Raw genomic sequence first — 22,113 nt, 5'->3', positions numbered from 1 at the left:
GCCGCAAATTCCGGCATCATACCACGTAACGGCTTTAAGCGGCCAGGTTGTCTAATTTAGTAAATTGGCTGAATGAAACGATTACTACTGCTGCTACTGCCCGTGTTATTATTATCTGCGCAACGCGATCAGAACGCTTTTATCCGCATCAACCAGCTCGGCTATCTCCCGGCCGGTGTTAAAGTGGCGGTATGGGGAAGTTTGGAGAACAATTCCATCTCCTCTTTTCAGCTAATAGATTCCGCCACCGGCAAAACGGTGTACACGGCCTCTGCCGGACAGCCTTTCGGCAGCTACGGCCCTTTTCAGCAATCATACCGGCTCGATTTTTCCGCTTACAGCACTCCCGGCACCTACTACCTGCGATCGGGGAATGCGCAGTCCCCCGTTTTCCGGATCGGACAGGACGTATATAATGGCACGGCGGATTTTTGCCTGCGCTACCTCCGCCAGCAACGTTGCGGTTTCAACCCTTTTCTTGAAGATTCCTGCCATACCCGCGATGGTTACACCCTTTACGGGCCTATGCCGGACAGCACCTATATAGATGTTGTGGGTGGCTGGCATGATGCCAGCGATTACCTCCAGTATTCCACCACTTCGGCCAACACCGCCTATCACCTGCTTGCCGCATACCGGGATTTTCCGGCGGTGTTCAGTGATCGTCATGACGAAAATGGACTGCAGGGCAGGAATAATGTGGCGGATGTACTCGACGAAGCCCGCTGGGGGCTGGACTGGCTGCTGAAAATGCATCCGCGGGAAGACTGGCTTTTCAACCAGATCGCAGATGACCGGGACCACCGCGGAATGCGCATCCCGGCATTGGATTCCTTCTACGGTCGCGGATTTGAGCGGCCGGTATATTTCTGCTCCGGGGAACCGCAGGTACAGGGCGTAAAGTATAATAAAATGAACCGCTCCGACGGGGTGGCGTCTACCGCCGGTAAGTTTGCCAGCACATTTGCACTTGGATATTCCCTGCTGCGGGAGCGGGACGCGGACTATGCCGCAACATTGCTGGAACGGGCGGGTTCAGCATACCGCATGGGTGTTAAGCAACCCGGGGTACAACAGACCGCATCGGTGCTATCGCCATATATTTATGCGGAAGATAACTGGACGGATGATATGGAACTGGCCGCGGCCCAATTGCATAGCGCTACGGGAAAACGCAGTTTCCTGGAAGACGGGCGAAAGTACGCCGCAAAGGAGGAGATCACCCCATGGCTGGGGGCCGACACGGCTAACCATTACCAATGGTATCCTTTCATCAACATCGGTCATTATGAACTGGCGAAACAGGTAAAGGGAAAACAGCAGCGGGAGCTGACCGGATATTACAGGACGGGAATAGACAAAGTATGGCAGAAAGCCCGGCAGAATGCTTTTTACCGCGGGGTGCCTTTCATCTGGTGCAGCAACAACCTCACTACTGCCTTTGCCATTCAATGTTACTGGTATCAGCAGCTGAGCGGGGATGATAGCTACGCCGCGCTGGCTCAGGCGAATGTGGACTGGCTGTTTGGCTGCAACCCCTGGGGCACCGGCATGGTCTATGGTCTGCCTGCATACGGCGATACGCCGGTGGACCCACATTCCGCATTCACCCACCTGAAAAATTACCCGATAGACGGAGGACTGGTAGACGGTCCGGTTTATGGCACGATCTACAACAGCCTGATCGGTATCCGGCTTGCGGACCCGGATGAATATGCCGCATTCCAGAGCAACCTTGTGGTATATCACGATGATTACGGGGATTACAGCACCAATGAGCCTACGATGGATGGCACCGCTTCGCTGGTATACCTGCTGGCCCTGAAGGAAAATGAAGGAAGAAAATAGATGCGCGCTCAGGCGCAGATGGAGGCGAATACCAGCGGCAGGAAAACCGTAGTCCGCTGCAATCCGTTCCGCAGCAGCCGCAACGCTTTGCGCATATGCTGCTCAACTGTATTAACGGAGATGCCTGAACGTTCTGCAATTTCTTTATTGCTCAGCTCTTCGGAGCGGCTCAGCAAAAACACCTGGCGGCATTTTTCCGGCAGTTGCTGAATGGCATCCGCCATGCGGTGTTCAAGCTCCTTATGCTGCAGATAAGATTCCACATCATTCCCGTTTGCGGGCGGCCGTGTTTCCTGGAAAACTTCATAACGATGATGAATGGCCTGGCGATGCAGGTAGTTCAGCACGCGATTGCGCAGCGCAGTGAATATGTAAGCTTTAAAGGAAGTATGGATATCCAGCCGGTCTTTTCTTTCCAGCAATTCAAGGAAAACTTCCTGCACAAATTCGCGCGCCGTTTCCTTCTCGCCTGTTTTTTCATACGCCTTTTTCAACAGCATTACGGCATAACGCTTGTACAGGACGTCAAATGCCGCCTGATCGCCCTTTTTCCAGAATAAGAGCAGTTCAACATCCGTATGGTGTGTGTAGTGTGGAATAGACCTTGGTTATTTTGAGCAAGATAAATGTAAGAAATTTAATGCGCTTCCAGTGCGGATTTCACAAAGAAATATATTTTTTTAGCGGGAGTAACGGTTTAGTTTTTATCGTTTGTCTCTAGTATAATACCGACGTTTCAATTACCACTTATGAGCTTGTACGATGTAAAAGAATTATTGGAGAAATATAAGTCCGGCACCTGTACCCCGGAGGAATTGAAGGCGTTGGAAAGCTGGTATGAAACATGGCGGCATCCCGAAGCGGAAGATGTGGAGTGGAAAGAAGAAGAAGAGCTGGCGCAGGAGCTGCTGGCGGATTTTTCCGATTACCGCCGCCGGAAGGAAGCATTGTTCCGCACCGGTTCATCCAGGCAAACCTGGTGGCGCGCTGCGGCTGTTATACTGCCGATCCTGGGCATTGGCGCATTGCTCTGGCTGAGCAGACCGGGAAATACAGATCAGGCGAAACCCTTGCTGGCGGTAAGTCCGGATAACCCGGAAGGAAGGCGTTTCATCCTGCTGCCTGACAGCAGTACAGTGGTATTGCAGAAGGGCAGCAGCCTCATATATCCGGAGAAATTCAAAGGCGGAAAAAGAGAGGTGACCCTGACCGGCGAAGCCTATTTTGACATTCACCAGCAGAAAGACCAGCCGTTTGTGATCCATTCCGGCAAGGTGGTCACTACCGTACTTGGTACGGCATTTAACATCCGGGCATATCCTGAACAGGAGTCTGTGACCGTTACCGTTACGCGCGGCAAGGTGAAAATAGAGGAGGAAAAAAGCAGGAAACTGCTGGGCATATTAACGCCGGACCAGCAGATCATTTATAACAACGATGAACTGGCCGAAACCCGCCCGGTGAAAGCCATGGAAGAGGTCGCCTGGGTAAAGCAGGGGTTGGATTTCATTTCAGTGCCTTTTGAAGAGATCGCCCGGCAGCTGGGAGACCGCTACCAGGTGAAAATATCATTCGCGAATCCCGAGCTGAAGAATTGCCGGATCCGCGCCACGTTTGAAGGAACAGAATCGCTCGAGAAAGTATTGTTGATCCTTTGTACCGTAAGAGATGCTACTTATACTATTGACGGTGACGAAGTGATCATCAGCGGAGATGGATGCGCCGATGAAAACTAGACATTTAGTATTAGTAATGAAGTAATGTTCAGTAACCAAAATCTTATACCATGACCTGGAAATTGCAACCGCCTTCCTAGATGTAATGGACAAATAAAAACCCCTCCGCACTGTGGTAGGTCGGGAGGGGCTTAGCTTAAAACGTAAACAGCCGGAAAGGCTATTCTTCATCTTTTTAAACTATTGCAAAATATGCAAAAATCCGCGGTTTTTGCTATAGGGCGGCTATTTAGCGCTCTATCCACAGCAGTTTATTCCAAGCAAATGCGCTTTTTTATGAGATTGAGCCTCTCCACGATCATTTGCATGCTGGTAAGTTTCAACCTTTTATGGGCAGTGCCCGGAAAAGGACAGGTGCTGGATGAGCGAAAGATCACCCTGGAACTGGGTAATGCCACACTGGAAAGGGCATTGTCGCAGGTAGAGAAGCTTTCCGGCTTCCGTATTGCCTATGCCTCGGAACAGGTAGAGCGCTACGGCCGTGTATCGCTGCACCTGGCTACCCGCAGCATCAGTGCCACACTGGATGCCCTGTTGAAGCCTGCAGGCCTGGGTTACAAGCTGACAGACAATACCATTATGATCATTCCCCGGCACGAAGTTGCGCCTGACAATCCCGTCCAGGCACAGCAGGCCGATACCATCGTTACCTTACGCGGTCGGGTGGTGGATGAAACCGGTGTGGCCATGCCTGGTGTTTCAGTTCGTGTGCAGAATACTACCAGGGGCAGCTTTACAGATGCCGACGGCCGCTTTTCCATTACTGCCGGCCGCGGGCAAATCGTGGTTTTCAGCTCCATCGGTTCTATTCAGCAGGAGCATGTGCTAAGCAAGGATGCTACCATGAATATCATCCTGAAGGCGGATAACCACCGGCTGGAAGATGTGGTGGTAGTAGGTTTCGGCACGCAACGCAAGGCGAACCTCACCGGGGCGGTGTCTACAGTGGATATAAAGAAAACATTGGAATCCCGTCCCATTTCCGACGTAGCCCGCGGTTTGCAGGGCACCGTGCCGGGCCTTACCATTACTACGGCAAGTGGCGACCTGGGCAGGAATCCCAACATCCGTTTAAGAGGTATGGCCGGTTCTCTCAATACCGGCGCAGCAGGCGCCCAGCCGCTCATTCTGGTGGATAACGTAGAAATTCCCTCCCTGCAGATGGTGAACCCGCAGGACATCGAATCCATTTCCGTGCTCAAAGATGCCGCATCTACCTCCATCTACGGTACCCGCGCGGCCTGGGGTGTGATCCTCATCACCACCAAATCCGGCCGCAAAGGCGCTCCCGCCAGCATCAACTATTCCAATAACTTCTCCTGGAGCCAGCCTACCACCATGCCTACTATCGCCGGCGCCGCCGAAGGCGCTGAAGCCATGTTCCTCGGGAAAATGCGTGTAGACCCCAACACCTCCTATTTCACTACCCTGGGGATGAGCTTCGACAGGGAAGGCATTCAAAAAATGCGCGACTGGGAAGCACAATATGGTAACCAGAACCTGGGAGATTCCATGGTCATGGGGCGTGACTTCGAGATCCGCGAAGGACGCCTGTATTTCTACCGCCCCTGGGATGCCGGCAAGCGATATATGAAAGATTGGACCTTCATGCAGAAACATGATATGGCCGTATCCGGCGGCGGCGAAAAAACAAATTACCACCTGAGCCTCGGCTATCTTAACCAGAGCGGCGTGCTCCGGTTCAAGACCGACAAGTTCGACAGATATAATGCTACTCTTTCTGTTAATTCCAGCGTGAACGACTGGATTGATGTGCGCGGCAAAATGATGCTGAGCCAATCTGTTTATGAAACCCCCTTTATATTTTCCGGCGCCCAGATCGGCCCCTGGTATTACCTGTACCGCTGGCCCAAGATCTACCCCTACGGCACTTACCAGGGTAAACCTTTCCGCAGCGCCATCACCGAGGTGCAGCAGGCCAACATGAACCAGACCAAATCCACTTTCAGCAGGGTACAGGTGGGCGCTACGCTCAAGCCGTTCAAAAATTTCACCGTGGATGTGGACTATACCTACTCCGGTACCAATACGCACCTGCGTTCTGCCGGCGGCGGCACCTCCGGTATCAATTTCTGGGCATCGCCCACGCAGCTGAACTACTTCGATAACTACCAGGATCCCTCATGGAACAGGATCACCTACCTGTCTTCCTGGAATGAATGGAATACCGGCCGCGCATTCGCTACCTATAATTTCGATTTCGGGGACCATCATTTCAAAGCGATTGCCGGTATGGATGTGGACCTCTACCGCAACTGGGCGCATTCCTCCGAAAGAAGATCGCTGATAGACCAGGAACTGGCCGAGATCGCGCTCGCCACAGGCGACCAGTATGTAACCGGCGACCGCGGGCATTGGGCTACCAATGGATATTTCGCCAGGTTGAACTACGACTACAAGAATAAATTCCTTTTTGAAGTTAATGGCCGTTACGATGGTTCTTCCAGGTTCCCGAGGAATCTGCTGTATGATTTCTTCCCCTCCGTTTCAGCCGGTTATGTGCTGACGGAAGAAACATATATGGACTTCGCCAAGCCGGTATTGTCGTTCCTCAAACTGAGAGGTTCCTACGGCTCCCTGGGTAACCAGAATGTAGGCAGCAATCGTTTCATCTCCGTGATGAATTCCAGCAACTCCGGCTGGATCATCGGGAATGCAAACCAGCTGACCTTCTCTACCCCTGAACAGGTATCCCAGTCACTGACCTGGGAAACGGTATCTACCATAGATTTTGGCGTGGATGCGCGGTTCTTCAACAACGCATTCGGTATCACATTCGATTGGTATAAACGTACCACCAGCGATATGATCGGTGCAGGGCTGGCGCTGCCCAGCTCATTCGGCGGCGCAACCCCGGTGATGAATTTCGGTGAGATGCGTACCCAGGGATGGGAATTGGCGCTTGACTATACCCACACGTTCGATAACGGCGTACGCATCAACGCTCTGGCCACCCTGTCTGACTTTAACGAAAAGATCACCAAACTCGCCAACCCCACGCGCATCATCACCAGCAACTATCAGGGCAAAACTATCGGCGAGATATGGGGATACCAGACAGACCGTCTCTTCCAGGAAAGCGATTTCAACAAAAATGGCAATGAATGGGAGTTGAAGCCGGGCATTCCCACACAAACCATCCTTGCAGGAAATTCTGCCTGGTTTGATTACATCCCGGGTGATGTGAAGTATGTAGACCGGAATGGAGACAGCACCCTGTCCCCCGGCGCCAATACTGTGGATGATCCCGGGGACCAGATGGTGATCGGCAACACCACGCCGCGTTATCAGTACGGTATCCGTCTCGGTGCAGACTGGAAAGGATTCGATTTCAGCATCTTTATCCAGGGTGTAGGCAAACGGGAGTTCTGGCCTTCAGGCCCGCTGTTCGTTCCGGGTTTCGGACAGGATACCTGGTACACCCATCATCTCGATTACTGGACGCCCCAGAATACGGACGCTTTCTATCCGCAACCGACCTTCACCGGTGCTTCGAACAACACCATGAACTACTACCGCCAGAGCCGCTACCTGCTGGATATGTCTTACACCCGTATCAAGAACATCTCGCTGGGATATACCCTGCCGGGCAAACTTGCCGGCCGCGCACGTATGAAATCTGCCAGGGTATATGTTTCTGCGGAAAACCTGTTCACATTTGATAACCTGACGATACCCATCGATCCGGAAATTGACTATACCCCTGAACAAACAGATGCTTCTGCATTCGGGCGTACTTATCCTTACAGGAAGGAAATTTCATTCGGGGTTCAACTCACTTTCTAATGCATAAAAATGGATGTTATGAAATCGAAAATATATATCGTAGCGGCGCTTGTGGTCTTGTTCACGGCATGTAAGAAGGAGTTCCTGGAGCGCGGGCCGCTGGACCAGATGGAAGACGGCAACTACTGGACGAACGAAAAGAATGTCCGCACCTTTGCGTACGGCTTTTATCCAACATATTTTAATGCCTACGGCGCGGCGTGGACCTGGGGAGACTATTTTTACCAGGGACAGTCGTTGAATGATGATTTCGGGCCTACCAGTCCCCCGCAGTTTACCAGGGTGATCCCTCCCAGCGGTGGCGGTTGGTCATTCACACTGGTGCGCAAGGCCAACGTGATGATAGACCGGGTGCAGCGTGTCCCCGGGCTGGATGACGCTACCCGCAATCACTGGAGCGGCATCGGCCGCTTCTTCCGCGGAATGGCTTACCACCGCCTCGTGAAATCATTCGGAGACGTACCGTACTACAACCGGGAGCTGCTGACCACTGAAGAAACAGAGCTGTATAAACCCCGTGATCCGCGCGAATTGGTGATGGACAGTGTGCTGGCGGATTTTCAGTATGCCGCGGCAAACGTCCGGGCCTCAGACGGGGACAAAGGGCTGAATGTTACCAAATGGGTGGTGCTCGCATATATGAGCAGGATCTTCCTGTTCGAAGGCACCTGGCAGAAATATCATGAACAGAACCAGGCCAAGGCCAATGAATACCTGGAGGCCGCCAAATGGGCCGCTAATGAAGTGATCACTAATGGAGGATATTCCTTCTCGCATACTTACCGGGAATCATTCAACTCGCTTGACCTCGCTGTCAATAAGGAGATGATCATGTACCGCCGGTATGCTACCGGTTTGCTGACGCACGCGCTCATGAGCTATGTGAACGGAGAAGGACAGACCGGGCCGAATAAGGACCTTATGGAGTCCTATCTTTGCACGGATGGCAGACCTATTGGCATATCTACTGTATATGCCGGGGACAAAACAAATGAAGAAGTACGTACCAACCGCGACCCGAGAATGCTCGGCACATTCAATCCCGAGCTGCGCCCCCAGGGTTCTATTGGTCGATATAACAGGCTTGGGGTAAGCACCACAGGTTATGCCACCTGGAAATTCCTGAACGACGATCTGCGGGACAAACCTGAAGGCCAGTCCAATGTCAACCCCATCCACGGCCCTGTGATCCGTTATGGAGAGGTGTTGGTTACCTACGCGGAAGCCTGCGCGGAACTGGGCACGCTCACACAGGCCGATCTGGATAAATCCATCAATGTATTGCGCAACCGCCCGAGCGGTACCGATCCCAAACTGCCGCCGTTAGAGGTGGTAGGCGGCCTGCCTGCTGTTGGCGGCGTTACCTACGACGATCCGGAACGCGACCCCACCGTTTCTCCGCTTATCTGGGAGATCCGCCGTGAGCGTCGCGTGGAGCTGACCATGGAAGGATACCGGCTCGATGACCTGCGCAGATGGAAAAAACTCAATTATGTGGATATGGTGGCCAATCCGGATATCAACAGGGGAGCCTGGATCAACCGTGCCGAATGGCTGAAGACCGATCCCCCCGGCGGCACCTGGCTCTCCGGCGTGACGCTGACCGGCGCTGATGAAGGATACATCATCCCCGCCCCAAGCACCGCCACATTACGGGTCTTTACCGAAGATAAAGTATATTTGAACCCGTTACCACTGGATCAGATCAAGCTTTATCAGGATAAGGGCGTTGAACTGGTGCAAAATCCGGGGTGGACGCAATAACCTAAAATCATCGAAAGTATGCTGACAGCACTGGTCAACGGAACTTTTTTCACCGGCAAAGAGGAAATAACAGGAAAGGCGCTATTGATAGAAGACGGGATCTTAAAAGGATGGACAGAAGCCGTCAGCATACCCAGGGAAGCTCAAACCACAGACCTGAAAGGCTACAACATTTCTGCAGGCCTGCTTGATCTGCAAATATACGGCGGAGGCGGTCTTCTGTTCTCAGACGACCCCTCCGCCGTTGCTTTACAAACGATGGCCGATGGACTGGTCCGTACCGGCACCACCGGCTTTCTCATTACATTGGCCACCAACAGCATACAGCTGTTCGAAAAAGCAATAGACGTGGTCAGGGAAAACCCGCATCCCGCAGTACTCGGCCTGCACCTCGAAGGACCCTATATCAATCCGGAAAAAAGAGGCGCGCACATCATCGAACACATCAAAAAACCGGAGCGAAAAGAAGTGGAGGCCCTCCTTCAACGCGCCGCCGGCGTCATAAAAATGATGACATTGGCTCCGGAAATGTGCGACCCGGAGATCATCCGGTTGTTGCTGGATAATGGCGTGATCGTATCCGCCGGCCATAGCAATGCCACTTTTGATGAGGCCGCCCGCGGATTTGAGCTTGGCATACAAACCTCCACCCATCTCTTCAATGCCATGAGTCCCCTGCATCACCGCGATACAGGCTTGCCTGGCGCCGTTTACCAATCGCCTTCCGCCTGCGCCAGCATCATTCCGGATGGTATTCATGTGGACTTCCAGGCATTGAACATCAGCAAAAAAATGATGGGTAAACGCCTCTTCCTCATTACCGACGCTGTAGAGGAAAGTGCTAACCCCAGTGCATATACGCATATAAGGCAGCAGGACCGCTTTACATTACCGGACGGCACCTTGTCCGGTTCCGCCATCACCATGCTGCAGGGTATCCGCAATTGTGTGGAGAAAGCAGGGATACCCCTGCCCGAAGCCCTGAGAATGGCTTCCCTGTATCCCGCAAAATTGATGAATATGCCCGGGCGCGGGGAGATCACCATCGGGCACAAAGCCAACCTCACGATCTTCGATCAGGATTTTTCCCCGGTTGCCACCTATGTAAACGGGGTGGGCTACAACCAATAAAAAAAAGCGCCGGGAACAGCGCTCTCATTTCTTCTCACTTGCTATCTACTCAATATTTTGGGGCTGATGAGTACGATTGAATCATGGTCCCAGTTAAATATATATTGAGTATTCGTAACAGTAATGCTGCCCTGCAACATCGGTGATCCGGGGAAACTGATCTTCAGCGGACGATCGCCATTGATGGGAGGCAGGTAAGCAAAAACGGCTGTTGCCGGATGGCTGACCGTGGCGGATGGCGTTACTTTGACCGCCATCTGCACAGGAATGTACAGGGAGGAGTCTCCCGTCTGAGGATAAATGACCAGGTACGGATTTTCATCCGGATAAGTGTTTTTCGTTTTGACAGTAAAAATGATCGTGCTGTCATCGTCCCCGATCTCCGGAGTAATGATCAGCCCGGTTATGGAATCTTCATAATAAGGATTGGGAGGGACGGGAACAGTGTCATTCGGTATCGTATCGCACGGTATCGAATCAATTGGTATCGAATCCACCGGAATGGAGTCGTGCAAACTCGTCAAACGCTGGTCATTGGAGAGAAGAGAAGTCTCTTTCTTGCAGGCGAGTACAAACAGCATCCCCACCAGTACCTTTAATAAAATGGATAGTTTCTTGTGCATAAAAAATGTTTTTATACTGGTAAAGACCGCACTATTCATCATAAAGGTTGGGCCGGCAGTTACTTTTTTCTGAAAAACCACTGTATATGCAATTCAAGGGAGGAAGAACCGGGTATTGCCGGGGCATTCCCATTCAATCCTGCCTGTTTCCCGCTTTTTTGTATCAGGAAATTGTATTGTGCCCCGGCCTGCAGGCGCGGGCTTAACCTGTAGCTCAGTCCGGTTTGCAGCTGCAGGTTCGTTCTGCCGGGCAGGCGTTTTTTGTCGAAATTCTCCCGTTGATAAACAGGCGGAGTTCCGGTGATTTGCCGGCTTAAGGTATAAGTGCTGTCTTTCCCGGTCAGCATTAATTGATGGTGATAGGCGATGCCGGCGTATAATTCCAGTTTCCTGTAGCGATAAGCCGCCTGAATGCTTGCCGAAGCGTACAGTATGTTTTTCAGGGAGTAGTTGGTCACCACACTGTCTACCCAATAGGGATCGATGGGGTTGGGGATGGTGTCAGCCCTCGGCATGTAAGTAGCGTGAGTGTAGGCCCTGGACCCTGTATTGAGGTAAGCAACGCCCGCCCATGGCCGGATAAAAAGCGATGGCCGGATGTTGTAGCGATATTCAAGAGCCATATTCACACCGTATTGCCCGTTCAGCGGAGGGATAATGCCGGCTTTAAGGCTGAAGCCGCGGGACGGCAGTGCTTTATTTTCAGGCCGGATGGCGCGGTATGCATGGGTATGTTGCTGCACGGCGGACAGGGATGTTCCGGCCGAACCGGGGGAAAGGCGTTTGACGGGCAATGCTGAAATGGAGAAAGGGGTTCGGGAAGTATTCGTACCATAAGTTTCTTTCTGTGTTGCTCCGTTCTTTTTACGATCATTTCCGGGTATATCTGCAGCATTATTTTGAAGTTCGTTACCGGTCTTTTCCAACAGCAGCCGATCACCGGCATTGTCATTCCGTTCGTTATTCTTTCTCGTGTTATTTTGATTTTCATTCCCTGTTTTCTCCAACAGCTGCCGGTCTCCGGCATTGTCATCCCGTTCAGTTTTCTTAGCTGTATCATTTAGATCTTCATTGCCGGCCTTTCCCAGGAGCAACCAGCTATTGGTATTGTCTTTCGGTTCAGTTTTCTTTTCTGCGTTATGTTGATTATCTGCTTTTTCCAACAGCAGCCAATTGCGTGTATTGTCTTTCCGTTCAGTTTTCTTCTCTGTGTTATTTTGATTGCCCGCTTTTTCCAACAGCAACCAATTGCGTGTATTGTCATTCCCTTCATCTTTCTGTGCTGCATTATTACCCGTCTTTTCCAACAGCAGCCGGCTATCAGTATTCTTTATAGCACCGATCTTCACATTCTTCCCGTTATCCCCGATCACTTTATCTTCCCCTCCCTCATACGATCCTGGCAATGCCAATAGCACGGCAAGCAGCCCCAATAGCAGCCACTCCATCAGCCAGGCCCATCCTCGCCGTCCGGGAAGCGGCCCTTCCGCATCCAGCATCGAATGCAACTGCTGCCACGCCAGTTGCTTTACAGCATCCGGTGTGTGCGCATCAGCCTGGCGGTTTGCCGCCTGCTGTAGCCATTGTTCGATATCTGATCTGCGTTCCTCCATGTAAATATTATTTTAAAGAGGATGATTGAATATGCAGCATATCCTTCAGCAATCGCCTGCCTTCAGCAACATGCCATTTGGACGTACCGGTGCTGATGCCGAGCATGGCGGCAATTTCCCGGTGAGTGTACCCCTCAATAATAAAAAGATTGATGACAACCCTGGTAGCAGAAGGCAGGCGCTCCAGTACCTGCAGCAGTTCCTTGTATTCCATCGGTGATGCCTGTGGCGCCGGAGCCTGCTCCGGCAGATCGCTGCTGAACCCGGCCTTGTGCTCTCTGAAGTAATCGGCCGCAGCATGAATAATGATCTGGCGTAACCAGCCCTCGAAGCTTCCTTTATGGCCGAATTGCGCTATTTTCCGGAATGCCCGTAAAAAACCGTTGTTCAAAATAGATATCGCGGCATCCTGGTCGCTGGTGTACCGGCGGATGATGCCCAGCATTCGGTCGAAATATAGCATATACAGCTTTTCCTGGCACAGGCGGTCTTGCCGCCGGCAACCTTCGATCAGGTCTGCCAGGGCATGATGCTGGTCAGGATGCGCAGCATGGCCGGATGTATGTATATATTTCGGGTTCAACGGTGCAGTTGCATAAGACAGCCTGCCGGAACAAAAAGGTTGGGTTACACCGGAATTTTTTTTAACCCCTGGTCACCAGGTAGTTATAATCATTCAGCAGGGTCTCCAGGAAGGGCACCGGTTCCAGGTCCGTTTCAATTTGCAGCACTTCCTGCACCCGCTCGGCGATACGTTTGGCCATCGCCGAATTTTTGACGCGGCGGGCATTGTCCAGCACCCCTTTGATCTTCCCCAGATCACGATCTGAAAGACGCAGCACCTGCTGAAATTGCGGAACATAATGCTCCATGTCTATTTCCCGGAAGATGGTATCATTAATAGAAGCTTTCTGCTGCCTGCGCACAACAATGGTCCCGGCCGTAATATCGCCCAGGCGCTGATTGTAGGGGGAACGAAGCACAATGATCAGCGGCAGGACGGCCATGCCCAGCGACAGCAGCACCCCGCCCATGGATTCGTCTTCTATCGCTGCGCCCACCAGTATCATGGAAATAATGGGGGACTCCACCAGCCGGAACATCCAGCGGAGCAATATCTGGCTGATACCCGGCGTATTGCCCAGGATGCTCACTACTTTCAGGCCAACCGCTTTTTTACCGGGGCTCTGCCCGTCCATCAGCATCTCGGAAATGAGGTAGTAAAATGATACCGGTAATATCACAAAGACCAGAAAAGCCATGTCCGTTACCGTCTCCGAATTGGATACCCGGAAAATGAGCCAGGACATCAGCGTGATATAGGCCAGGCGGATCATCAGGTCTATCAGGTACGCTCCCAGGCGGCGGCCGAAATCAGCCACCTGGAACTCCAGGTCTATATTAAATGCAGTCGGGATTTTGATAATAGACATAAACAAATTTAAAATTTATTATATTTCCACTTCGGTTTTTATTCGCCGTTGCCGCATGAGAGAATCTTCATTCATTAAAAGGAACCTGCAGCGCTGGAAAAAGATCCAGCAGGAGCCCACGGAGGACCCTGATGAGATGGCGGAACGGTTTACCGGTTTGCTGGACGATCTGGCTTATGCCAAAACCTTTTACAGTCACAGCAAGGTTACACATTATATTAATGGTCTCGCTGCCGGTATCTTCCAGCGGATCTACCGCAATCACCAGGGCGGGAAGAACCGCATCGGCAATTTTGTAAAATATAAACTGCCGTTGCTGATCCGCCGGCATCACCGCCTGTTCCTCTTCACCAGTTGTTATTTCCTGCTTTTCTGCATTATCGGCGCATTTTCTGCCGCCAATGACGAGACCTTCGTGCGCGGGGTACTTGGGGATGCCTATGTTAACATGACGGAACAGAACATCGAGAAGGGCGATCCGTTCGGCGTATATAAAAAACAGAATGAATGGTCCATGTGGCTGAGCATCGCTTATAACAACATCCAGGTCAGCCTCCTCTGTTTTGTGATGGGAATTGCTTTTTCTGCCGGTACTTTATGGATATTGTTCCGCAATGGTATCATGCTTGGCTCCTTCCAGTATTTCTTTTTCTCGAAAGGCCTCGGATGGCCGTCCGTACTGGTGATCTGGATACATGGCACACTGGAGATATCGTCCATTATCATTGCCGGTACAGCCGGAATGATCATGGGCAACAGCCTGCTGTTCCCCGGAACGCATTCCCGGAGGGAATCCCTCCGCCGCGGCGCCATGGACGGGCTGCGGGTGATCGTGGGGCTGGTGCCGCTCTTCATTGTGGCCGCCTTCCTCGAAAGCTTCGTTACCCGTCATACAGATATGCCGCTGGCGCTCAGCATCAGCATTCTCCTGCTTTCGCTGTCGTTCATCATCTGGTATTTTGTGATCTATCCCATTCGCATACAGCGTAAAGGATACCAGCTGACGCCCGATGGTCAACTGATAAAACCCGCCGCCCCATGACCAGTATCAGAGCCGTCATCCTGCTCATTACCGGAATATATTTCACCATCCCCGTATTTGCACAGGAAGCGGAGGATTCGCTGGGTATTGACATGGCAGAAGACACCACTACGGTCGAGGTCCGGGACTTCGATGGCAAAACCCGGCAGTACCGCTGGCAGGTGGCCATGTGGGACCAGCAGAAAATAGGGGAATGGGATGAAATGGCCGGTAACCGCCTTACGCTCCGCCGCATACCCGATGCAACGATGGAAGACCTCCGTAAAATGAAGGCCCTGCAGTATGAGCAGAAAACCAGTACGCCCCGCCGCCCGGAGATGATCACAAAGCTGGGCTTGTGGGCGCTCGCCAATTTCGGCGTGATCCGCAACATCTTTTACATTGTGCTCGGCATTATCCTGCTACTCACCGTCCTGTTGTTCATCCGTAAAAGCAGCCTGGATATTTTCTCCCGCTCCCGGCGGATGGAAGAAACCGCAACTGAAATGGCAACAGATGCAGGACCGCAGCACTATGACGCATTGGCGCAGGCGGCCGCCGAAGCCGGTGATTATCGCAGCGCCGTGAGAATACGGTATTTGCAGGCATTATATATACTGCAGGAAAAAGAACTGATCCTGCCGGGGAAAGATAAAACGAACCTGGATTTCCTGCGGGAGCTTTCGGCTACCGCTTTCCACCGCCCTTTCGCGGTGTTGACCAGGCACTACGAATACATCTGGTACGGCAAAGCGCCGGTGAACGGCATACAGTTCACGCAACTGGATGAACAATTTGCGGAGTTTAAAAAATCGTTGAGAAATTGAGAACAGCTATCATCATCACTATATCCGTCCTGTTGTTCGTATTGATCGCGCTGCTGATCATCGGCGGAAGCGCCATGCATCCACCGGCGGGTAAGGGAAATGATGTATCCTTCTCCCGCAAGCTTGCCACTTACAGCAGCCAGGATAAAAAACCGCTGGGCAGTTATGTCCCTTTCAGGGTAATGGAACATTTTTTCAATGACATAAAACCCCGTACCATTACAAGGCCGTTCAGCTACAACTATCGCCGGGATGCGCGCCTCAAGGGTTCGGGCAATCTTTATTTCATCGTGGCCGGCCGCCTTTTCACAACAGAACAGGATGTGGCAGCAATGCGCGAGTTCGTTTCCGCCGGCAACCGCCTTTTTGTAGCCGTGGAAGAAACCGATTCCCTGTTTGAAGCGGCTTTCCGCTTTTCCATCAAACGGCCGGGCCGGTTTTTTTATGATGAATCGAAAAAGGAAGCCGTTCAATCGTTTGTGAACAGCGTGTTCGCTCCCGATACCTTTTTTTCGTCAAAAGGATTGCATATGGTAAACTTCCTGGACAGAACCCAGCCTGGCAGTACCACCATTCTTGGGAACAATGCCAGCCACCAGCCGAATTTTTTCCGCATCAAAGTAGGGAAAGGCCATGTATTCGTTTTGCTCAATCCTATGGTGTGGACGAATTACTTCCTCATGAAAGGAGAGAATATCAAAGCGCTGGAAACCCAGCTGGCGTACCTGCCGCAGTATCCGGACCGCGTGTATTGGGACGAGTACTACAAAGCGCTGAACGCCCCGCAACGCGGCGAATTTTCCAACTGGCAGGTGCTGATGAAACATCCCTCCCTGCGCTGGGCGCTGTGGCTGGCCGTATTGCTCCTGCTGCTGTATGTGCTGTTCGAAGGAAAGAGAAGGCAACGCCTCATTCCTCCGAAACCTGTGCTGGCGAATTCCTCGCTGGACTTTGTGGAAACACTCGGCAGGTTGTATTACCTTCATCATAATAACAGCAACCTGGCCCAAAAAATGGCGCAGCATCTGACGGAGTATATACGTAGCCGTTATTACCTGAATACCAGCCGGATGGATGATGAATTTGTGACAGCGCTCTCCCGTAAGTCCGGCTACCCGCATGAGCAGGTATCCGCGCTGATCGCACAGACAGCGTATTTCAGGGAAGCTGCCGATGTGGACGACAATCAGCTGAGAAATTATTATAACAGTATCTATCAATTCTATTTAAAAGCGAGCTAATGGAAGTAAATACCTTTGAGCCCCGTACGGACCTGGCCCCGCTGCATGAAGCTATTGCCGCCATCAGGGCGGAGATCGGGAAAGTGATCATAGGGCAGCACCAGATGGTGGAGCTGCTGACCGCGGGCATCCTGGCAAACGGCCACATCCTGATAGAGGGGGTGCCGGGCGTAGCCAAAACACTGGCCGCAAAGCTGCTGGCACAAACGATCGATGCAAAATTCTCACGCATACAGTTCACGCCGGACCTGATGCCCGCGGATGTGCTGGGCACTTCCATCTTCAATCCGCAAAGCAAGGCTTTTGAATACAAGAGGGGCCCCATCTTCGGCAACATCATCCTGATAGATGAGATCAACCGCGCGCCGGCCAAAACACAGGCTGCGCTGTTTGAAGTGATGGAAGAACGGCAGATCACGAACGACGGCATCACCTATCCGCTTGAAGCGCCTTTCATGGTGATCGCAACGCAGAACCCCATCGAGCAGGAAGGTACCTACCGGTTGCCGGAAGCCCAGCTGGACCGGTTCCTGTTCAAGATCGAAGTGAGGTATCCGGCGTTAACGGAAGAAGTGGCGATCCTCCAGGCCGCCAATCTCCATACCGGCGAAGAAGCGCTCACCGCCCGGGTGAACAAGGTGGTGTCAGGAGCCGTTATACAACAGTTGCAGGCGCAGGTGCGAAGTGTATTGCTGGAAGAGAAGCTGCTGCAGTATATTGCCGCCCTGGTGAACGAGACCCGCATGAACTCCGGCATCTACCTGGGAGCCTCACCGCGTGCATCCATTGCCGTGATGAACTGCTCCAAAGCCATTGCGGTGATGAATAACCGCGATTTTGTAACACCGGACGATGTGGTGTACGTACTGCCGCATATTCTCCGTCATCGTATCATGCTCACCCCGGAACGCGAAATGGAAGGCATCTCGCCGGATGATATCATTTCGTCAATCCTTAAAGCAGTGGAGGTGCCGCGTTGATGAAACAGCTCGCCCGCTTTTACCGTTCCCTTTTCTTCAATACAGGAATGTACCTGGCATTGGGCGGGGCCGTTCTGCTCTTTATTGCAGCCTATTTCATACCGGTGCTGCTGCAGGTGGCGGTGCTGGCAGTGCTGGCTTTCCTCATGCTGCTGTTGCTTGATTTTTTACAGCTATACCTTCCTGCCCGCGCCATCAGCGCTGTGCGGCACATGGCGGACCGCTTCAGTAATGGGGATCAGAACGAGGTAAGCCTCACTATACGGAACAACTACCGGTTTACGGCGCAGATAACGATCACTGATGAGCTGCCCTTCCAATTCCAGCAGCGGGATTTCTTGCTGAAAGGGATATTGCACAGCGGTGAGGAAAAAACATTCACGTACCAGCTCCGGCCTGTGGAAAGGGGAGAGTACGGGTTCGGGGATACTCATGTATTCGTGAGCGGGATATTCGGACTGGTGAAACGGCGTTTCACTTTCCATCATCCGGTTACTGTAAAGGTCTATCCCTCCTTCGTGCAGCTGCGCCAATATGAACTGATGTCTTTCAAACATCATCTTGACGGGATAGGTGTGCACCGCAAGCGGGTGATAGGCCATAGCATGGAGTTCGATCACATCCGGGAATATGTAAGGGGAGACGATGTGCGTACCCTTAACTGGAAAGCCACCGCGCGGCGCGGGAACCTGATGGTGAATAATTTCATGGAGGAAAGATCGCAGCAGGTCTATTGCGTGATCGACAAAGGGCGTAATATGAAAATGCCTTTTGACGGGATGACCTTACTGGATTATGCTATCAATTCCGCGTTGGTGTTCTGCAATGTGGCACTGCAGAAGGGGGATAAGGCCGGACTGGCAACATTCACCGGAAAGGAAACCGCCATATTGCCGGCCAGCAGCAAAAGGGCGCAGCTCAGCAAGCTCCTTGAACAACTATACCACCAGGATACCCAATGGACGGAAAGTGACTATGAAAGCCTGGGTGTGCATCTCCGCACCTCGCTTTCCCAGCGGTCCCTGCTTATCCTCTACACGAATTTCGAATCCGCTTCCGCCATGCAGCGGCAGCTTCCCTACCTGCGTCAACTGGCGAAGTATCATTTGCTGCTGGTCGTATTTTTCGAGAATACGGAACTGAAGAAGCTGAATGAACGGAAAGCTGCTGAAGTGGAAGATATTTACATACAGGTGATCGCGCAGAAATTCGCGCATGAGAAAAAACAGATCGTGCGGGAGCTTGCCCATCACGGCATCATGTCATTGCTCACTACGCCCGAGCAGTTGACGGTGGATGTGGTGAACAAATACCTGGAGCTGAAATCCCGTTTGCTGGCCTGAGTTATCTCCGCCCACGGCCTCCGCGGTGGTCATCTCCCTCGAACTCTTCCTCGTCAAAGCCCTTCGGCCCCTTCTGTCCGAGTTTCGTGAACTTGCGGATATTGTAAGTGATGTTCAGGCTCAGGTACCGTACATTCCTGCGCGCATTGGAGTATTGTTCATATGCGTTCGTCAGTTCGTAGGAATTCCGCACGGAAGAACCGAAGAGATTTTCCACGCTGAAGGCTACATTCAGTTTCCGCTGTAAAAGATTCACCTGCCCTTTTAAACCGCTGTTGAAACGCCCCTCTCTTCTTCCCTGCGCATAGTAACGGGGCCCGTTATACCGGCCGTTGACGGAAATGGAGAACACCCGGATGCGGTATGCCGTCCATATGGTAAGATGCGAGGTCACCCCCTCTACATGCGCGAATTGTTCGCTCACGGCATCTTTTCCATCTTCCCCGCCGTCTGTGATGGTGTTATAGTAACGCAGGCCCCCGCTGATATTGGCGTTTATGGAGCCTTTATTATGCTGGAGAGCCTTGAACAGATGGGAGTTCAGGGTGATATAGGCATTGCGGTCTTTCCGGCTGGCCAGGTTCACCCAGGTAGATGTTGTATAGATCGTATTGCCCACCTGCTCCACCTGCGTGAACCGGGAAATGATGTCTCCCGCATCCTGTATCTCCACGCCGGCTTTCACCTGATGGCTTTTGTACTGGTACAGGTACTCCAGCCGGTAGTCCTTCGTGAATGACGGGCGAAGATTGGGATTGCCCATGCGGATGTTCAGCGTGTCCGCAGTGTTGATGAAAGGGTTCAGCTGATCGGGATTGGGCCGGTCGATATTGCGGTTGAAACTGAATGAGAGCTGCTGCTGTTTGATATCGTATTGCAGGTTGATGCCCGGAGAGAAGTTCGTGTATTTGAAAGGAACGCGGCTTCTCAGGGAATCCAGCAGGGCCATCTGGTTGAAGAACTGGATACCCGGATTGAACCGGATATTGGCCATATGGTCCTTTTTCGGGCTGAAGTTCATGCCCAGAGAACTGCGTATCTCATAGGTTTCGTTGTTGAAACGGTTGCCCGCGTAGTCTTCCTCGGACTGAGCACCGTCATAGGCCAGCCGTCCCGTGAAGTTGTACCCGAACTCACGGCTTCTTTTGCCGAATGCTGCATTCACGGCATATTGCTGATTGAAGTTGGTGTAATTGGTGGAAAGCCGTGGCGCAAACAGCAGTTCTGTATCGTTGACATTTTTCCTGGTGGCCAGGGCGGTGTTTTTACCGCCGTTGAGTGCTACGGAACTGCTGAGGTTGTAATACTTGCTGTCCTTCAGTACATTGCGGAAATTGAAGTTGCTGCGCAGGTTCCAGTTGCCATTGCGGCGGCTGGTCCGCTGCAGGGAAGTATCTTCCGTCATCAGGTAGAAATAGTCGTTATTCCCGTAACCGTTCCCGTTATTCTTCGCAAAGTTGAATCCTGCTTCGAGCCTTTTGCCGGGTTCGTCATATTCCTTCAGATAGTTCCAGTCCGTTACTGCACGGTATCCGTTCCTGCGGTTCCGGTTTTCCTGGTTGATGGTGCGGGTAGGTTTATGCGCCTGATCGCTGAAGAGGCTGTTGTTCTCGCCATCGCTGCCATCGCCCGTCCAGCCCAGGGTTACCGATCCGCGCAGTTTTTCCTTTTCAGACATTTTCAGTTCATACCGGCCGTTGAGGTTATGATTGTATTTGTAGCTGGTGCGGAAGTTCTTTTGTTCGAGGTAAGAAGTATCTGCTCCGGCATTTTGCGGAAAATAGGTGCGGGAGAGATAACTGCTGTCTGAATTGTATTCCCCGTTATTGAAATAGGTGACCTGGAAGGGGGCCAGGTTGAGATTGTAGCGCATTTTGCCTCTCAGGTTCTGCCGGCTGTCCACACCCGCGGTGAATGCTGCGGAGTAACCGCGGAACTGGATCTTGCGGGTAATGATGTTGATATACCGGATGTTGGTGCGGCCCTCCACCAGTGCCTGTTCCGCTTCCACCGGGTCCGGCGGGGCTTTCAGCACTTCTATCCGTTCGATCATGAAGGAAGGCAGGTTCTGCAGATAGCTGTTGTAGTCCATGCCGGTAAGGGCTACCGGCCGGTCATCCACATAAAATTTCACCTGGTCCTTTCCCTCCATCGTTACATTATTCTCCGCATCTATGGTAATGCCCGGCACATATTCCAGCAGTTCCATGCCGGTACCGCCCGGCAGGAAGTTTTCATCCGGTGAGAACACAATACTATCCTTGTTCATGGTGAACATCTGCTTCTGCCCCGTTACGGTTACTTCCTTGAGCGTGCGTGCGCCCGTTTGCAGCATGATAGTTCCGAGATCCCACAGCGGACGCTCGGCGGCAGGTTTTATTTTCGTGTAATAAGGAGAGAACCCCATGGTGGCGATCCGTACAATATAACTTCCGTAAGGGATAGGTTTGAGCAAAAAAGCGCCCTTCTCATCGGCAGCAACGCCGTTGATAATGGTGGAATCGTCTTCATTCAACAGTGCGATCGTGGCGAAAGGCACCGCCTCTTTATTGGATGCCTGTAATACCTTCCCGCTCAAAGTACCCGTTTCTGTGTCCTTATTGGAAGGGGTCTGCTGTGCCTTGGCGAAAACAGTTAACATACATCCCAGCAGTGTCAAAAGGCTGCTGACAGGCTTAATTCTCATCTAATGTCTTTAGGTTGAACGTCCGAAAAATACAGCCCCTCCCTCAGTTAACCGGAATAT

The 22,113-nt window shown here is 52.1% G+C and carries 16 protein-coding genes; 10 read left to right on the top strand and 6 right to left on the bottom strand.

What is annotated here, in order from left to right; all coding sequences use genetic code 11:
• Nucleotides 1-72 precede the first annotated feature (72 nt).
• Nucleotides 73-1,848: a glycoside hydrolase family 9 protein gene (locus FW415_RS03240; protein WP_148382861.1), complete on the top strand. Its 1,776-nt coding sequence runs from the start codon at nt 73-75 to the stop codon at nt 1,846-1,848.
• Nucleotides 1,849-1,856: 8 nt separating this feature from the next.
• Here the strand turns inward: FW415_RS03240 and FW415_RS03235 are convergent, their stop codons facing one another.
• Nucleotides 1,857-2,414, bottom strand: a complete 558-nt coding sequence (locus FW415_RS03235) for an RNA polymerase sigma-70 factor (protein WP_256378914.1) — start codon at nt 2,412-2,414, stop codon at nt 1,857-1,859.
• Nucleotides 2,415-2,597: 183 nt separating this feature from the next.
• Between FW415_RS03235 and FW415_RS03230 the strand changes: the two genes are divergently transcribed.
• From FW415_RS03230 to nagA, 4 genes are all read left to right on the top strand, one after another.
• Entirely contained in the window at nt 2,598-3,584 is a 987-nt protein-coding gene (locus FW415_RS03230) for a FecR family protein (RefSeq protein ID WP_148382859.1), read from the top strand.
• A 276-nt stretch (nt 3,585-3,860) separates the two neighbouring features.
• A complete protein-coding gene (locus tag FW415_RS03225; RefSeq protein ID WP_210420820.1) occupies nt 3,861-7,391 on the top strand; it encodes a TonB-dependent receptor in 3,531 nt (1,176 codons plus the stop codon).
• An 18-nt stretch (nt 7,392-7,409) separates the two neighbouring features.
• A complete protein-coding gene (locus FW415_RS03220; protein WP_148382858.1) occupies nt 7,410-9,155 on the top strand; it encodes a RagB/SusD family nutrient uptake outer membrane protein in 1,746 nt (581 codons plus the stop codon).
• An 18-nt stretch (nt 9,156-9,173) separates the two neighbouring features.
• Nucleotides 9,174-10,286: an N-acetylglucosamine-6-phosphate deacetylase gene (gene nagA / locus FW415_RS03215; RefSeq protein ID WP_148382857.1), complete on the top strand. Its 1,113-nt coding sequence runs from the start codon at nt 9,174-9,176 to the stop codon at nt 10,284-10,286.
• 41 nt (nt 10,287-10,327) lie between these two features.
• Here the strand turns inward: nagA and FW415_RS03210 are convergent, their stop codons facing one another.
• The 4 genes from FW415_RS03210 to FW415_RS03195 all read right to left on the bottom strand — a co-directional run bounded on the left by FW415_RS03210 (nt 10,328) and on the right by FW415_RS03195 (nt 13,955).
• Nucleotides 10,328-10,909, bottom strand: a complete 582-nt coding sequence (locus FW415_RS03210) for a hypothetical protein (protein WP_148382856.1) — start codon at nt 10,907-10,909, stop codon at nt 10,328-10,330.
• Nucleotides 10,910-10,968: 59 nt separating this feature from the next.
• Nucleotides 10,969-12,522, bottom strand: coding sequence for an autotransporter outer membrane beta-barrel domain-containing protein (locus FW415_RS03205; protein ID WP_148382855.1), 1,554 nt, complete (start codon nt 12,520-12,522; stop codon nt 10,969-10,971).
• Between the two features lie 7 nt (nt 12,523-12,529).
• Nucleotides 12,530-13,105 carry an RNA polymerase sigma factor gene (locus tag FW415_RS03200; RefSeq protein ID WP_168208644.1) on the bottom strand — a complete coding sequence of 192 codons (576 nt, stop codon included), beginning with the start codon at nt 13,103-13,105 and terminating at the stop codon, nt 12,530-12,532.
• A gap of 61 nt (nt 13,106-13,166) precedes the next feature.
• Nucleotides 13,167-13,955 (bottom strand): RDD family protein, encoded by a 789-nt coding sequence (locus FW415_RS03195; RefSeq protein WP_148382853.1) that lies wholly within the window; start codon nt 13,953-13,955, stop codon nt 13,167-13,169.
• Between the two features lie 55 nt (nt 13,956-14,010).
• Here FW415_RS03195 and FW415_RS03190 point away from each other — a divergent pair, with 55 nt between their 5' ends.
• From FW415_RS03190 to FW415_RS03170, 5 genes are read left to right on the top strand one after another with little or no spacing between them, the layout of a single operon-like run.
• On the top strand, nt 14,011-14,997 hold the full coding sequence (locus FW415_RS03190; RefSeq protein ID WP_148382852.1) for a stage II sporulation protein M: 987 nt from the start codon (nt 14,011-14,013) through the stop codon (nt 14,995-14,997).
• Entirely contained in the window at nt 14,994-15,803 is an 810-nt protein-coding gene (locus FW415_RS03185) for a DUF4129 domain-containing protein (protein ID WP_148382851.1), read from the top strand. Before FW415_RS03190 ends, FW415_RS03185 begins: the two co-directional genes overlap by 4 nt.
• Nucleotides 15,800-17,044 (top strand): DUF4350 domain-containing protein, encoded by a 1,245-nt coding sequence (locus FW415_RS03180; RefSeq protein WP_148382850.1) that lies wholly within the window; start codon nt 15,800-15,802, stop codon nt 17,042-17,044. The genes FW415_RS03185 and FW415_RS03180 overlap by 4 nt, the downstream gene beginning before the upstream one ends.
• Nucleotides 17,044-18,024 carry a MoxR family ATPase gene (locus tag FW415_RS03175; RefSeq protein ID WP_148382849.1) on the top strand — a complete coding sequence of 327 codons (981 nt, stop codon included), beginning with the start codon at nt 17,044-17,046 and terminating at the stop codon, nt 18,022-18,024. The genes FW415_RS03180 and FW415_RS03175 overlap by 1 nt, the downstream gene beginning before the upstream one ends.
• Nucleotides 18,024-19,367: a DUF58 domain-containing protein gene (locus FW415_RS03170; protein ID WP_148389818.1), complete on the top strand. Its 1,344-nt coding sequence runs from the start codon at nt 18,024-18,026 to the stop codon at nt 19,365-19,367. The genes FW415_RS03175 and FW415_RS03170 overlap by 1 nt, the downstream gene beginning before the upstream one ends.
• A gap of 1 nt (nt 19,368) precedes the next feature.
• On the opposite strand, the gene FW415_RS03165 is transcribed toward FW415_RS03170, so the two are convergent.
• Nucleotides 19,369-22,008, bottom strand: coding sequence for an outer membrane beta-barrel protein (locus FW415_RS03165; protein WP_168208643.1), 2,640 nt, complete (start codon nt 22,006-22,008; stop codon nt 19,369-19,371).
• Between the last annotated feature and the right edge of the window lie 105 nt (nt 22,009-22,113).

The sequence above is a fragment of the Chitinophaga sp. XS-30 genome (assembly GCF_008086345.1).
GTDB lineage: Bacteria > Bacteroidota > Bacteroidia > Chitinophagales > Chitinophagaceae > Chitinophaga.
This window is presented reverse-complemented; position numbering and strand designations above follow the sequence as displayed.